General features: G+C 74.6%; 8 protein-coding genes. All 8 read left to right on the plus strand.

The annotated features are described in order from the left end of the window. Positions 1-113: 113 nt before the first annotated feature. The 8 genes from ACQPZF_RS20125 to ACQPZF_RS20160 all read left to right on the plus strand — a co-directional run bounded on the left by ACQPZF_RS20125 (position 114) and on the right by ACQPZF_RS20160 (position 15,006). A complete protein-coding gene (locus ACQPZF_RS20125; protein WP_433273839.1) occupies positions 114-611 on the plus strand; it encodes an SET domain-containing protein in 498 nt (165 codons plus the stop codon). Positions 612-780: 169 nt separating this feature from the next. Then, on the plus strand, positions 781-1,578 hold the full coding sequence (locus ACQPZF_RS20130) for a hypothetical protein (RefSeq protein WP_433273841.1): 798 nt from the start codon (positions 781-783) through the stop codon (positions 1,576-1,578). Further along, positions 1,518-2,321 carry a hypothetical protein gene (locus ACQPZF_RS20135; RefSeq protein ID WP_433273843.1) on the plus strand — a complete coding sequence of 268 codons (804 nt, stop codon included), beginning with the start codon at positions 1,518-1,520 and terminating at the stop codon, positions 2,319-2,321. The genes ACQPZF_RS20130 and ACQPZF_RS20135 overlap by 61 nt, the downstream gene beginning before the upstream one ends. 273 nt (positions 2,322-2,594) lie before the next feature. Beyond that, a complete protein-coding gene (locus tag ACQPZF_RS20140) occupies positions 2,595-3,443 on the plus strand; it encodes a DUF4132 domain-containing protein (RefSeq protein ID WP_433273845.1) in 849 nt (282 codons plus the stop codon). Further along, positions 3,440-8,248, plus strand: coding sequence for a hypothetical protein (locus ACQPZF_RS20145; RefSeq protein WP_433273847.1), 4,809 nt, complete (start codon positions 3,440-3,442; stop codon positions 8,246-8,248). Before ACQPZF_RS20140 ends, ACQPZF_RS20145 begins: the two co-directional genes overlap by 4 nt. Continuing rightward, the gene (locus ACQPZF_RS20150) at positions 8,245-9,384 is read left to right on the plus strand and encodes an ATP-binding protein (protein ID WP_433273849.1); all 1,140 of its coding nucleotides are present in this window, start codon (positions 8,245-8,247) and stop codon (positions 9,382-9,384) included. Before ACQPZF_RS20145 ends, ACQPZF_RS20150 begins: the two co-directional genes overlap by 4 nt. Beyond that, positions 9,365-13,132 (plus strand): DUF5682 family protein, encoded by a 3,768-nt coding sequence (locus ACQPZF_RS20155; RefSeq protein ID WP_433273851.1) that lies wholly within the window; start codon positions 9,365-9,367, stop codon positions 13,130-13,132. Before ACQPZF_RS20150 ends, ACQPZF_RS20155 begins: the two co-directional genes overlap by 20 nt. Further along, the gene (locus tag ACQPZF_RS20160) at positions 13,129-15,006 is read left to right on the plus strand and encodes a hypothetical protein (RefSeq protein WP_433273853.1); all 1,878 of its coding nucleotides are present in this window, start codon (positions 13,129-13,131) and stop codon (positions 15,004-15,006) included. The genes ACQPZF_RS20155 and ACQPZF_RS20160 overlap by 4 nt, the downstream gene beginning before the upstream one ends. The last annotated feature ends 76 nt before the right edge of the window (positions 15,007-15,082 follow it).

Below are 15,082 nucleotides of genomic sequence, written 5' to 3' on the forward strand. Positions count from 1 at the left end.
AGGGCGGCTCCGCGTGGGGTCGGTGCCACCTGGTGGCGGTACCGGGTGCGGTGCGGATGCTGGGAGGGTCAGGGCAATCCCACCCCGATCAGCAGAACTGAGAGCAGGCGACGATGGGCGACGGATACGAGCTGCGGACCACGGCCGGCACCGGCGACGGGGTGTTCGCCACCCGCTCGTTCCGGTCCGGCGAGACCGTGCTGGTGGGGCGTATCGACCGCGAACTGGACCGCAACGACCCGCACGCCTCGCAGGTCGGCGAGCACCGGTTCGTCCGACACGCGGGCCTCGGCCCGATGGTGAACCACTCGTGCGACCCCAACTGCGGTATCCGCCTCAACGACACCGGCGCGCACGACCTCGTCGCACGCCGACCGATCACCGCCGACCAGGAGATCACGTTCGACTACGCCATGCGCAACCACACCGTCGACCACTTCCCGGGCCGCTGCCGGTGCGGCACGGACCGCTGCCGGGGTCGCGTCACCGGCTGGAAGGGCTTGTCCGCCCACCGGAAAGCCGACTACGACGGCTTCGTCGCCCCCTACCTGCTCGGCCTCGACGCCCGGCCCCCGGCTGTTGTCGTGGGTGACCGGACGGACGGCACCTGACCACCTCCGGCGGTGCCCTCCTTGGTCCATTTCCAGAATAGTCCGCTGAAGATCAACTCGGGGCGTATCGCGAACGTGCAGCCGGCTTTGCGCTGCACATGATTTTCTAGGTAGGTGGGATTTCCCCTGCTATAGGCGTGGGGAGCGACGGGCGTCCGCGTCCGGCAGCGTGGGAAACCTCTACGGCGGCCTGTCCTTCGGCAGCGCGCCGAACGGCGAGCCGCAGCCGGGCCTGGTGTCGATCAAACCGCCGATCGGCAGGCTGGCCGACGAGCTGTACGGCCGCGACGCCGTCCTCGCCGACCTCGTCACGTCCGCGACCAGGGCGGACGGCGCGCTGATCGTCCTGCACGGCGCCGGCGGCTACGGGAAGACCGCGATCGCGCTCGGCGTCACCCGGCGGCTGTGGCAGCGCGACCCGGACTTCCGCGTGTGGTGGGTCGACGCGTCCGCCCGGCCGGGCCTGGTGGCCGGTCTGCGGGAGGTCGCCCTGGACGCGGGCGCGGACCTGGAGGACGTGCTGCGGGCCTGGTCGGGCGGGCGGTCCGCGCCGGACCTGCTCAACCGGACGCTGGAGGCCGCGCCCGGCCCGTGGCTGCTGATCATCGACAACGCCGACGACGTGCGGCTGCTGGAGGCGCAGGGCCCGTTCGGCGACGGCACCGGCCGGATCCGCTCCCTGGACCGGTCGCGCGGCACGGTCCTGGTCACCACCAGGGAGAAGTCCCGCGAGGCCTGGGGCCCGGCGGCGGAACGCCACGAGATCAGGCCGCTGAACCCGGTCGCCTCGGCGGCACTGCTGACCGCCGACTCGCCCGACGCGGGCTCGTCCGCCCAGGCCCGCGACCTGGCAGCACGACTCGGCCACATGCCGCCGCCATCCCGTGCTTCCTGCTGGACGCCCGGGTGCTCACCGAGACGCCCATGTTCCACGGCATCACGGCGGAGGACGTGGAGGCGACCGTAGCCGGCCTGGTCAACCTCAGCCTGGTGGAACGCGCCGAGTTCGTGGACCCGCGCTCCGAGACGGCCACCCTCGAATGCCTGCGGCTGCGCCCGGTGATCAGGGAAGCGAACCGCCACCAGACCGACGTCCGCGACAACCTGCCCGACTACCCGGCGCTGTGCCTGTCCGTGCTGGACGGCGTCACCTCGGAACTGACCTTCTCGACAGCGACGGAACTGGCCTGCTGGGCCGTGCTGAGCCCGCACTGCGAACACGCGGTCGCCCGCGTGGGACAGGAAGCAGGCGCGCTCCGGCGGCCACTGGCGTGGGAGCTGATGGCCGGCAAGCTCACCTGCCAACTGGCCCGCTTCGCTCGCCTGACCGGCGCGTACTCCCGTTCGGCAGGCCAGTTCGAGGCCGCCGTGCAAGTCCGCCGCCACCACCTGGGCCGCTGGCACCCGGAGGTGGTGGCGATCCGCCGGGAGATGGCCTGGCTGAAATGGGAGCAGCGCCCGACGCCGACCGTGCTGGAGGAGTTCACGGGCCTGGCCGAAGGCTGCCTCCGCCGCCTGGGCGAAAAGGACCCGCTGACCATCGCCTGCCTGCTGGCGATGATCGACGAGTGCGCGGGCGACGAGGAGGCGGAGACCTGGGCAGGCGGAATGCCGTTGGAAGTGCTGCGCGAACACGTAGTCCTACTACGCGACCGCTACCGGATGACCCGTCCGAAAAGCGGCAACGGCGAAAATCCGCGACGACCATAAACAATAACCACAGTAGCGGTCCATCAGTCGCCGAGATCACCCGTATTCCGCCGGCCCTTCGCGAAGTCTCCGCACCCGAACCAGCCCCGGGCCAAGGCGGAGGTCGCCTCGAAGCCGGCCGGCGCCGGGTTCGAGTGCCCGGCCCAGCGGCCTCCGGCCCGACCGCCCTGATGATCACGGCGGGGTTGCGAAACCGCTGGTGAGCGGTTTTTGTCGGTGCCCCTCGTTAACCTCCGCCCATCGAGTTCAAGAACGACTTCACAGGGAGGGACCGTGGGCTGGCTGGACGCCGCTTCCGGGTACCAGGTGCGGCTTGGGGAGAGTGGGCGCGTCCAGGCCCGCAACGGCAAGGGCAAGGTGCTGTCCGCGATGCCGGCGTCCATCAAGGACGATCCGCAAGTGGTGCAGTTGCGCCAGTTGTCGGAGTGGCTGGCGCGGCACGAGGCGGAGTGCCTGTCCGCCGTGGACGGTTGGATGGTGCGGTCGCTGCCGGTGCCGTGGTCGCTGGTCGCCGAGGTCTGGGCGGACCAGGCGTGGGCGGGTGCGTTGCGCGACCTGGTGGTCGTGGCGGACGGGGAGGTCGGGTTCCTGCGGGACGCCGATGCCGAGCGTGGGCTCGGGGTGGTCACGTTGGACGGTGACACGGTCCGGCTGCGGCCCGACGTGGTGTCGATTCCGCACCCCGTGCTGCTGGCCGACCTGGAGGAGCTGCGCGAGTTCGGCGCGGAGCTGGGTGTGGAGCAGAAGGTGCAGCAGTTGTTCCGGCAGACGTTCGCCCGTACCGCGCACCCGGTCGGGAAGACCTCGGTGGACGACTTCTCGAATGGCCGGTTCGAGCAGCTCAACCACGTGCTCGGCCGGTGTCGCACGCTCGGCTACCCGGTGCGCGGCGGGGACGCGGTGTACTCGGCGTTCGAGGCAGGCCGGGTGGTGGAGGCGCGGTTCTGGATCGGCTCGGACTACCCCGAGGGCGAGACCTGGACCGGCGAGCTGCGCTGGACGACGGAGGACGGCACGGCGCTGCCGCTCGCCGACGTCGGGCCGGTCGCGTGGTCGGAGGGGATGCGCATGGCCTCGGCGGTCCACGCCGGGCGCGTCGTGGAGGAAGTGGTGGCGCAGTGAGCACGTCCGAGAAAGCCCTGATCGCGGCCGGCGCGGTGCTGCCCGGCCCGGCCGCCGCCGGTGAGGACCGGGACACGATCACCGCCCGCCACTACACGCATCCCGGCCTCGAAGGCCGGGTCGTGGTGCGGCTGGTGCCCGCCGTGCTGGGCAAGGCCGAAGACCTGACCTGCGAGTACCTCGGGTTCGGCGAGCCCGCCCGCACCGCCGACGTGGGCACCGGGCGGCGCAGCGCGCTCGGCTTCCCGGCGTGGGCCCTGGTGCACGACCCGGCCAACGCCCACCACGCGCTGAACCTGGTCAAGGACGTCGAACGGCTCGCCCGCACCGCCAAGTCCCGGGCCGGCGCGGCGAAGGACGGCTTCACCGCCCTGGGTGACATGCTGGGCCGCTCCGCGCCGCACTTCCTGCCCACGTTCTACGAGCAGGCGGGCCGGATCTTCCTCCAGCACGGCAACCCGACCTACGCGGCGTCGATGTTCGGCAAGGCGCGTGAGGCCGAGGAGGTGCACGACCTCGCGGTCGACCCGGAGCGGACCCGCGAGGTGTTCCTGGAGTTCGCGTTCGCGGGCGCGTTGACCGCCAAGGCGCTGTCGGCGCACTCGAAGGGCCTGGCCCGCAAGCACCGGCCGGACGCCGCGTACGAGCTGTTCGTGACGCTGTGCGTGGAGCGCACGCGCGGCGGGCTGCCCCCGTACACGGGGATGCCGGAGGACCTGCGGCGGCTGGCGAGAGTCGCGAAGCGGGACGTCAAGGCCGAGGACGAGCGGCTGCTGCGCGCGGTGCTGGACAGCTCCGCGATCAGCCGCGCGGGCGTCGCGTTCTGGAAGTCCTACCGCGATGCGCTGGTGGCGTTGGCGACCCGTGACGAGGAGGTGCGCGGGCGGCTGCTGTCGTTCGTGCCGGCGTCGGTGTCCGTGTTGGACACGTGGTTCGAGATCCTCACGGCGTGCGGGGCGGCCCGCGCGCTGGTCGAGCCGGGTGGCGAGGTCGACGCCGCCGAGTGGCTGTCGTCGGTGATCGCGGTCCGCAACGGCACCTGGCGAACGGTGTCCCGGTCGCGGCGGCTGCTGGAGCTGGTCGAGGCGATGGCGCCCCGGCTGGCCGCCGACGCCGTGCCGGTGCGCGCGCTGACCGGGTGGCGGCAGGACGAGCTGGACCTGCTGGACGTGCTGGTCGCGAACAACGTGCCGATCGTGCCCGCCAAGCGGGCCGACATCACGCTCAACGTCGCGGACTGGCTGACCGACGAGGGGGAGGGCCGGCGCGACCTGACGGCGGTCGCCGGGTCGGACCTGCTCGGCCGGCCGCTCGCCAAGGGCCTGATCGGCTACGCCCGCAACGCCGCCCGCGAGAGGGTGGTCGGCGTCGACGTGCTGACCCGGATCATGTCCGTGCCGGGCCTGCGGATCGCGCTGCGGCAGTGGCTCGGCCGCCGGGCCGGGCGGGCGTCCGCCGGCCTGCCCGACCTGTCGAGCGACCTGGACGCGCTGACCGTGGTGCGGCGGCCCGAGGCGTTCGCGGACGTCCCGGAGGCGGCCGAGGCGATCGCCGCGACCGACGTCGCCGCCGCCCTCCACGCCACGCTCCGCGCCGGCCTGCTGGACGAGCTGGGCTGGCCGGCGCTGGACGAGGCGGTCGGCAAGCCGGCGGCGGGCCGGCCGGTCAAGGACGAGGACATCGTGGTGTGCGGCGAAGGCTGGCCCGCGCTGGTGCTGCGGCGCGGCGAGACGTTCGTCGTGGTCGGCCCGGACGGCATCCTCGCCGAGCACGTCTCGCGGATTCCGGCCGACGCCCGCCAGCAGTGGGGCTTCGAGCCGGAAGGGTGGTGGCTGGGCGGCAGGCTGCTGGTGCGCTGGCAGGGCCCGGACCACGAGCTGGCGTACTGGAGCGACGCGCCGGACCGCGTGTTCGACCCGGCGGGCACGTCCCGCGGCTACTACCGCAGGCACACCGTGCTGCCGTCGATCGCCCTGGCGAACGGCGCGCGTTTCGCCGGCCGACGGGCGGTGCACGCCGGCGACACGCAGGTGCCCCGGGCGCATGCGGCGTTCGGCGACGGCACCTCGGTGTGGACGGACGTGTACCGGGACCAGTCGTGGCGCTGGGTCGAGGTCGACCCGGCGACCGGCGAGACGGGTCGGGCCAGCCTGCCCCGCTTCCTGGAGGACTTCGCCGCGGACGGCGCGGCGCTGAGCCTCGACCAGTGCGACCTGCGCCCGGCGGCGGCCGGGACCGGGTCAAGCCCGTTCGGCGAGGCGGGCGGGCTGCACGGCTGGCGGCTGCGGCGCGAGGCGGACGGCTCCTGGCTGGGCGAGGGCATCGACGGCCGGCGGGTCCGCCTGCCCAAGGGCAACCGCCGTCCGGTGGGTCTCCTGAGCCTGCCCGGCGGCGCGCGGCTGACCGTGGAGCTGAACACCGACACGGTCGTGGCGCTGCGGGACGAGCAGGGCACCACGCTGGGCACGGTGACCATCGGCCGCGCGCACCAGAAGTACGCCGCGGGCACGCCGCTGGTCCCGCCCGTGGAGTGGTGGCACGTGCTGCGGCCCCGTGACGAGGCGGGCTCGGCGGCGTTGCGGGCCGTCACCCGGAAGTCGGTGGACGCCATGATCAAGGCGGCGCTGGCCGAGGACGGGGAGAAGCCCAGCCGGCGCAAGCGGCTGACCGCGCTCCTGCGTGGGGAACGCGACGGCCTGGCCGGCGCGGTGGCCGCCGCGCTGCCCGGTCTGACCCACCCGGCGCTGCTGGCGGGTGTGCTCGACCTGGTCCGCCGCGCCGCCAAGCTGGCACGCCAGTACGCCGGGTACGCGGAGATCGCCGCCGGCGCGCGGCAGGTCGACACCTCGGTGTTCGCCCCGGCCGGTCCGGTGGTGAGCGAGGAGGACGTCGAGTCGGCGCTCGGCTGGTTCAGCGGCCACCGCCACAGCAACGCCCGCGCGGGCGTGCGGACAGCGCTGCCTGAACTGCTCGCCGTGTTGGCCGAGACCGCGGGGCAGGCCAGGCCGGAGGGCCGCGCGCTGCCCCTGTCGGGCAGCTCCGACTGGTTCCGGGCACTGCCGGACGTTGCCGCGCTGGCGCACCGCGCGGCGTCGCCGCTCACCCCGGAGCCCCAGCGGGAGGCGTTGGCGGTGGTGCTGCGGTGCCTTGCGGACAGCGGCCTCGCCGAGGGCGCCGGGCACTGGCGGACAGTCAGCGTGGTCGTGCCGGACGGCAGTGCCAAACCGGTGAACCGGGTGACCCCGACGGGCGACGGGTTCATCGCCGTGTTCGAGGAGCATTGGCGGCACCAGGCGGGCAACCGGTACGACGGCGTGCAGTTCACCCGCACCCCCGGCACGTTCGACCTGCCGCGCGGCTGGCACGTCGAGCACGCGCAGGAGGTGGGGCCGTTCAGCCGCGACCGGATCGCGCGGTTCCTGTCCGTGCTCGCCGAACGCGGTCCCGCGCCGTGGCGCGCGGAGTCGGTGGCCGCCCTGGTGGAACGCACCGGCCTGGGCACCGCCGAGGCGACCGTGCTGCTGGCCGGCATGCCGGGCGTGGACCTGTGGAACGCGAACTACCTGCCGACCGCCGACCGCCACCTGCTGGGCCTGTCCGCCGCCGGGGCGAAGGCGGCGAAGGAACGGCTCCGCCCGTTGGACGCCGCCTTCCGCCGCAAGCTGCTGGCCGCCGCCGTGCCCGCGGACCCGGCGGACCTGTGGGCCACCGGCCCGGACGTCGACGCCGTGGCCGCCGTGTGGGTGGCCGAACAGGGCCTGCGCCGACCGGTGCCGGACGACGTGCTGGTGGACGCGGCGAAGCTGCTGCCGGTGTCCGACGCGGGCGGGTACGTGGCCGGCGTCCTCGACCCGGACCGCACGCCGTGGCTCACCACCGACGCCGACATGTGGCTCGACGGCACGTCCCTGGAGGCCCGCAACCGCGACGGCTTCAACGAGTCCGCGCTCCGGACCGTGCCGGGCGTGCTGCGGTGGTTGGCCCACCGCCTCCCGGCGGGCTCGGAGCTGCGCACCAGCCTGCCGAAGGCCCTTTCGCTGGCCCGGCAGCGGGCGGCGAGCCCGGGATTCGCCGTCGACCTCGGAGGCTGGGTGGAGCGCGCACCGCTGGTCGGCCTGCTGGGCGTCGAGATGCCCGCGGAAGGCGCGGTCGTGGACGTGCGCGGCTGGCTGCACGTGGTCGGCACGCACGCCGAGTACTGCCGGGTGGTGGTGCGCCCCGGCCTGGTCGGGCCGCCGGACCGCGAGTTGTTGACCGCCCTGCTGGAGATCACGCACTCGCGGAACATCGTCCAGGCGCTGGACGACCTGGCCGACGAGGGCCTGACCGCGGCCTGCGCGGTAGCCCCGACCGGTGACCCGGCGGCTTACCACCAGGTCCCGGGCCAGGGCCTGGTGGCGGAGGCCGCCGGAAAGCTGGGCCTGGACGAGGACGCGGCCCTGCTGTACCTGCAACTGCTGGCGCTGCCCGACCCGACCGACGCGAACGTCGCCCGGTGGACCGGCTGGAAACCCGCCCGGCTGCGCAAGGCCCGAGCCGCCCTGGCCGACACCGACCTCGTCCTCACCGCGAAACGGGCCCGAGCCGGCCGCACGCTGTTCCTGCCCGGCGGCTGGCTGGCGCTGTCGAGCCCGCACCTGCCCCTGGAGACCTGGAAAGCGCCCATGTTCGGCTTCACCGACCACCCGACCGGGGTGATCGCCCCACGCGAACCCGTGGCCGCCCTCTTCGCCCGCGCCTGGCGCCGCGTGCTGGCCGGCGACGCCCCCGCGTACGAGGAACTCAAGACCGGAGGACGCCGGTGACCGCCGCACGGCAGATCGACCCGGCCGAGGACGCCTTCGCCGAGGAGTTGGCCTTCCTGGCCGCCTACGACGCCGGCCGCCGCCCGCCGGGCTGGCGACTCACCCCACGCGCGGTGGTCACGTTCGTCACCGGCAGCGGCGATCCGCTGGCCCTGCCGGAGCCGGTCGACGGCCTGCCGTCCAGGATGCTGATCACCCCGAAGTTCGTGGGGGAGCGGGCGCTGGTGGAACGGGCCGTCGTGACCCTGGCGGGCGAACGCGGCCTGCTCCTGGTCGGCGAGCCCGGCACCGCCAAGTCCATGTTGTCCGAGCTGCTGGCGGCGGCGGTGTCCGGCACGAGCCAACTGGTGGTCCAGGGCACCGCCGGCACCACGGAGGACCAACTCCGCTACGGCTGGAACTACGCGCTCCTGCTGGCGGAAGGCCCGAGCCCCCGCGCACTGGTCCCGTCCCCGGTGTTCAACGCCATGCGCACCGGCGCCGTGGTGCGGGTGGAGGAAGTCACCCGCTGCCTGCCGGAGGTGCAGGACGCCCTGGTCTCGATCCTGTCGGACCGCCGGATCGCCGTGCCGGAACTGTCGGGCACCGCCGGAGCGACCGTCCACGCCACCCCCGGTTTCACCGTGATCGCGACGGCGAACCTGCGCGACCGAGGGGTGTCGGAGATGTCGGCGGCCCTGAAGCGCCGCTTCAACTTCGAGGCGGTGGGGCCGATCGGCGACCTGGCCGCCGAGACGGCACTGGTGCGCAGGCAGGCGACCGCGGCGCTCGACCGGGTCGACGCGCCCTTCGCGGTGGACGACGTCGTGCTGGAGGTCTTGGTCACGGCGTTCCGGGACCTCCGGAACGGCGTCTCCGAAGAAGGCTGGGCGGTGGAACGACCGTCGACGGTGATGAGCACCGCCGAAGCGGTCGCCGTCGCGACGGCCTTGGGCCTGTCCGACGCCTACTTCCCGGGCGACCGCGATCCTCTGTCGCTGCTGCCCGGCCACCTGCTGGGAGTGGTCCGCAAGGACGACCCCGGCGACGCGGCCAGACTCCTCGGCTACTGGGACGGCGCGGTACGCCGCCGCGCCGAGACCGGCGCACGCACCTGGCGAAGGCTGTGGGAACTCCGTGACGTCCTCGACCACTGACCCGACCCAGCCCCGGCCGAACGTGTCGGGGGCCGACACCGCGTCCCAGCCGAGCGCGGAACAAGGCGTCGCGCCGGACGCGGATCTCGCGGTGGCCGAGCGGTTGGCGGCCCATCGCGAGCCGTTCCTGATCGGGGTGCGGCACCATTCACCGGCTCTCGCCGCGGTGGTGCCGGCCCTTCTCACGGCGGCCGACCCCGAAGTGCTGCTCGTCGAACTGCCCGAAGAACTGGGCGAGTGGCTGCCCCACCTGGCCGCCCCCGACCTCACCGCCCCCGTCGCCCTGTCCGGCGCCCGGCGCGACGGCGGGGGCCTCGCCTTCTACCCCTTCGCCGACTTCTCACCCGAACTGGCGGCAATCCGCTGGGCATACCGCAACGGCGTGGAAGTCCGCCCCTGCGACCTGCCGCTCGCCGCCCGCGACGAGGGCCGCGAACCAACCCGCGAAAGCACCCCACACTCGGCCGACGCCCCGCATCTATCCAACGCCCCGCACTCGGCCGATGCCCCGCACTTGGCCGACGCCCTACGCCGTTCGATCACCGGCCGCGACGGAGAGGACCTCTGGGACCGCCTGGTGGAAGCCACCGCTCCCGGCCAGACCGCGGAAGCCGTGCGGCACGCGGCCCTCCTGGTCGGCTGGGCGCTGCGCCGGGACGCCGAGGCGGGAGCCGGCGTGGACCCGCTCGACCTGCGCCGCGAACAGTGGATGCGCACCGCCATCGCCGCCGCAGCCGGCCGCCGCTGCGCGGCCGTCGTCGGCTCGTTCCACGCCGCGGCCCTCCTCGAAGGCCCGACCGACCCGACCGACCCGAGCAGCCCGACCGGCTCGACCGGCTCGACCGACCAGTCCGACCGCAAGGACGTGATCACCTCCCTGGTGCCCTACGGCTTCGCGCTGCTGGACGAACGATCCGGCTACCCGGCGGGCATCCGCGACCCGGAGTGGCAACAGGCCGTGCTGGAGGCGGCCGGCGACCCGTCCGCCGTGGAAGCCGCCGCCGCGGCCCTGATCGTGCGGATCTGCGCGCGGGTGAGGGCACTGGGTCACCCGGCGGGCCCTGGTGAGGCCCGCGAAGCGCTGCGCCTGGCCGTCGACCTCGCCCGCCTGCGCGGCCTGCCCGCACCCGGCCGGGGCGAACTGGTCGAAGCCGTCCAGAGCGTCCTCACCCACGCCGAACCCCTCGGACGTGGCCGGGTCGTCGCCCGCGCGGCCGGCGACGTCCTGGTCGGCCACCGCACCGGCGTGCTCGCGCCCGGCACCCCACGCTCCGGCCTCGCTCCGGCCGTGGAAACCCTGCTCGCCGAACTCCGCCTGCCGGGCCCCGGTTCCCGTGCGCCGGCCACCCTCCGCCTGGACCCACTGCGGTCCGATCTCGACGCCCGCCGCGAACTCACCCTCCGCCGGCTGGGCGTGCTGGGCGTCCCCTACGCCGAGGAGACCGCGACCACGGGCGTCGGCGGGGGCGACGCGCTCACCACCCGCTGGACCGCGACCTGGACCCCGGCGACCGCAGCCACCCTGCCGGTGGCCGGCGTCTGGGGCGCGACCCTCCCGCTGGCCGCGCACGGCCGCCTGCGGGCGCGCCGCGCCGAACGCGAGCGCAACGGCGGGCACACCCCCGGCGACGTGCTGGCGGACCTGGCCGACGCGGCGTCGTGCGGCCTGCGCGAACTGGTCGGCGACCTGCTGTCCGACGCCGGCACCGTGCTGCCGGCGTCCGGGACGCTGCGAGAACTCCTGTCCGGCCTGGACCTGCTCGACAGGCTGCGCGCGGGCCACGTCCCGGGAACGCCTCCCGACGCCCTGGGCGGACACCCGCTCCTCGCCCGGGAACTGGAGACCGCGGCGGTCGCCCAGCTATCCGGGCTGGCCGGGTCCGAGGACCCGGCGGACGCGCACGCGCTGGTGGAACTCGGGCAGCGGCACGACGCGTGTGGCACGGGCGTGCGACTGGCCGCGACCCTGCGCACGCTGGCCGACGAAGGCGTCCCGCTGATCGCCGGTGCGGCGGGCGCGGCGCGGGTGCTCCTGGGGCTCATCGCCCCGGCCGATCTCGGCGAGCGCGTCGCGTCCTGGATCGACAACGCCACCACACCGGAACGCAGAAGCCTGCTGCGGCAAGGGCTGACCGGCGTTCTGGCGGCGGCGACCCCGCTCCTGGAGACCACCGAGGCCTTGGCCCCGCTGCTGGACCGGGTGGAGGGCTTGGCCGACCGGGACTTCCTGGACCGGCTGCCCGCACTCCGCGGCGCGTTCAGCTCGGTGGGGCCGGCCGCGCGGGCGCGTGTGCTGGCTGTGGTCGAACAACGCACGGGCGACCGGGTGGACCTGCCCGGCGCACCGGACCCGGAGCTGCTCGCGATCTGGCTGGACGCCGAGCACGCCGCACTGACGGCCCTGCGCGCCCACGACCTGAGCCGACCGGTTGAGTCCGCAATGGACAGGCTGGAAACCGTTGCTCCGCAACAGGATTCGCGAACCAGCCCGGCCACCAAGGATAAGACGGAGTCGTGCGGAGGCGCACCGGACGCAGCCGCCGCACCGGACAGGGCCGCCGCACCGGAGGCAGCCGCCGCACTGGACGCAGCCGCCGCACTGGACGCAGCCGCCGCACTGGGCGCAGCCGCCGCACTGGACGGGGCCGGCTCGCTGGCCGCGTCGGTGAGGTGGCGGCTCGTGCTCGGCGCACGCGGTGAGCGTCCGGCCGGCGGCACCAGGTACGCCGCCGCGCTCGACGAGCTGTACGGCCGCGACCGGGGCGAGGGCGCGGCCGGCGGTGACGGGCTCGGCGCGGACCTCTCGTCCCCGTTCCCCGATGTGCGCGAGTGGTCCGACGAGCTGCGGGCGTTGTTCGGGGAGCACATCCGCGAAGAGGTCCTGGCCGCCGCCGCCGAGGGTGGACGGCTGGAGGCCGCGCTGGAAATCGATCCGGGCGCGGTGCGGCCGTCCGTCGAGTTGCTGCGCACCGTGCTGTCGCTGGCGGGTGGGCTGTCGGAGCACGCGCTGGCCCGGCTGAGACCACTGGTGGCGCGGCTGGTGCGCGAGCTGACCGCGCAACTGGCCACGCGCGTCCGCCCCGCACTGACCGGCCTCCAGCTCCCGGTGCCCACCCGCCGGCCGGGTGGTCGGCTGGACCTCCCGCGCACGGTCCGCGCGAACCTCGCCACCGCCCGCCGGGACGCCGCCGGCCGGGTGCTCGTGGTGCCGGAACGCCCGGTGTTCCGGACTCGGGGCCGGCGGGCGACGGACTGGCGGCTGGTGCTCGTGGTGGACGTGTCCGGCTCGATGGAGGCATCCACCGTCTGGTCGGCGCTGACCGCGTCCGTGTTCGCCGGGGTGCCGGCGCTGTCGACGCACTTCCTGGCGTTCTCGACCGAGGTCGTCGACCTGACCGATCGGGTCGCGGACCCGCTGTCGCTGCTGCTGGAGGTGCGGGTCGGCGGCGGCACGCACATCGCGGGCGCGCTGCGGCACGCGCGTTCCCTGGTCACCGTGCCGGAACGGACGATGGTGGTGCTGGTCAGCGACTTCGAGGAAGGCGGCCCGGTGGCGTCGCTGGTCGGGCAGGTGCGCGAGCTGGTGACCTCCGGGGTGACCGTGCTGGGCTGCGCGAGCCTGGACGACCGGGGCGCCGCGCGCTACTCGACGTCCGTGGCGGGCGCCCTGGTGGCCGCCGGGATGCCGGTGGCCGCGCTGAGCCCGCAGGAACTGGCCCGCTGGGTGGGGGAGAAGGTGCGCGGATGACGTTGCCACCGGTGGCGCCCGCCGTCGTGGCGGAGGTGCTGGACGCCCTCCCGCCGAGACTGCGCAAGCGCATCGACTCGTCCCTGGACCGCGCCGCGACCTGGGAGGTGACACCCGACGGCGACACGGCGCGAGCCGACCTGGACGCCGACACGACCCTCACCTGGACCCTGCACGGCGGCGTGCTCACGGCGCCCGACGACCTCGTGTGCGGCTGCCTCCTCGCACCGCGCTGCCTACACCGCGGCATCGCGGCAGCGGCGGCCCCCATCGCCGATCTCACCGACCCCGTGGATCCCGCGAGTCCCACAGACCCCGCCGACCCGGACAACCCCGCAGGCCCTGCCGACCCCGACGGTCTCGCAGGCCCTGCCGCTCTCGCCGATTCCGCAGGCTCTGCCGATCTCGCTGATCTCGCCGGTCCGGCAGATCCGGTGGTTGCCGCCGACCAGACCGCAGGGATCGCGACCGAGCCTCCCACCGAGGTCCGCGACGACGAACGTGCCGCCGCGACCGCCCTCTGGGAAGCCTGCACGACCGTCCTGCGCGCCGGGGCCACCGGCAGCGGCGCGGTGGCGCGGGCCGAACTGCTGCGGGCCGTCCACACCACCCGGGTCGCGGGGCTGCACCGGGCGGCGGCCGGCGGGCTCCGGATCGCCGCCGCGCTGGCCGCCGCACGGGCCGGCGACTCGTCGTTCGACCGCGAAGTCCTCACCGCCGAACTGGTCGACCTCCTCCTGCTCTGCCACGACCTCCGCCGAACCACCGCCGCCACCACCGAACTCCGCGGCACCGCCCGCCGCGAGTATCGCCCGATCGGGGCGCTGCGCCTCTACGGCCTGTGCACCGAACAGGTCGTCGCGACCTCCGGCTACAGCGGCGTGGTCACACACCTCGTGGACGACGCCGGCGTGCTGTGGACCGTCCCGGCGATCATGCCCGGCGGCCCCGAACGGGTCGCCGCCGCGGCGAACGGTCCGGTGGCGATCGGCGAGTCCGGTCTCACCCACCGTCAACTCGGGCGGGCCGGGCTGCTGCTGTCCGGCGGCACCGCCTCGGCCGACCACCGCCTGGGCGCGGGCAAGGCCGTGCGCGCGGTGCGGGCGTCCGGTGTGGACTGGGATGCCCCGCCGCCGGCGAACCTCTGGGCCCGACCACTCACCGATCAGGTGACCCGGGCGTTCGAGGCGACCACCCGGCCCGACACGCACCGCCCGGCCGGCGCGGACCTCCTGTTCGCCGAAGGCGCCGTCCAAGGCCCGGCGGGCAACGCCCTGCGCCTCGCCACCGCCGACGCCGTGCTCGACCTGACCGCCGAAGACGAGCGCACCCGGCAGAACCTGCGGGTCCTGGCCCAGGCAGGGGGCCTGAACCTGCGGGTGATCGCCCGTCTGGTCCCCGACCGCCCCGGCACGGCGGTGGCGCTGGCCGTGTCCGGTGACCTCGCACTGCCCGCCGACCTGCGGCACCACGTCGACCTGGGCCTGGACCGGCTGCAACGGTCCCACGTCGAAGGAAGGCCGACCGCGGACCTGCCTCCCCGCCCCGCACCGGCCGACCGCGTGCCGCCGCCGGTGCGGCCACTGGAGAACGTCCTGCACCGGGTGACCCTCGGCGGCCGGGCGGTGGCGGCGGTCGCGTCGGCGTCCTCCGAGGTGTCGGCCCTGACCCGCACCGGCCTCACCGCCACCGCCGACCTGCTCGCCGACCTGGCCACCACCTCCCGCGACCGGGAGCGCGACGCCTTCGGCCGGGTGGTGCGCGACGCGGGCGACGCCTTCCCCCTCGCCTGGCTGCGGGCGGGACTGCACGTCCGCGAGTTCACCCGCACCGTGGCCCGCCGGGCGTGGCTGGACGCGGTGATCCCGGAATAGCCAGGAAAGCCACCGGCGGGTCCTGAGCCGGGAAGATCGGGCGAAAACAACGCACGGTTTGTTCCGGGTTATCGGA

This window comes from Actinosynnema sp. CS-041913 (assembly GCF_050942485.1).
GTDB lineage: Bacteria > Actinomycetota > Actinomycetes > Mycobacteriales > Pseudonocardiaceae > Actinosynnema.

Excerpts from the sequence above, each read along its gene's own strand:
- ACQPZF_RS20125 (WP_433273839.1), top strand. The coding sequence starts at position 114 with ATGGGCGACGGATACGAGCTGCGGACCACGGCCGGCACCGGCGACGGG.
- ACQPZF_RS20160 (WP_433273853.1), top strand. The coding sequence starts at position 13,129 with ATGACGTTGCCACCGGTGGCGCCCGCCGTCGTGGCGGAGGTGCTGGAC.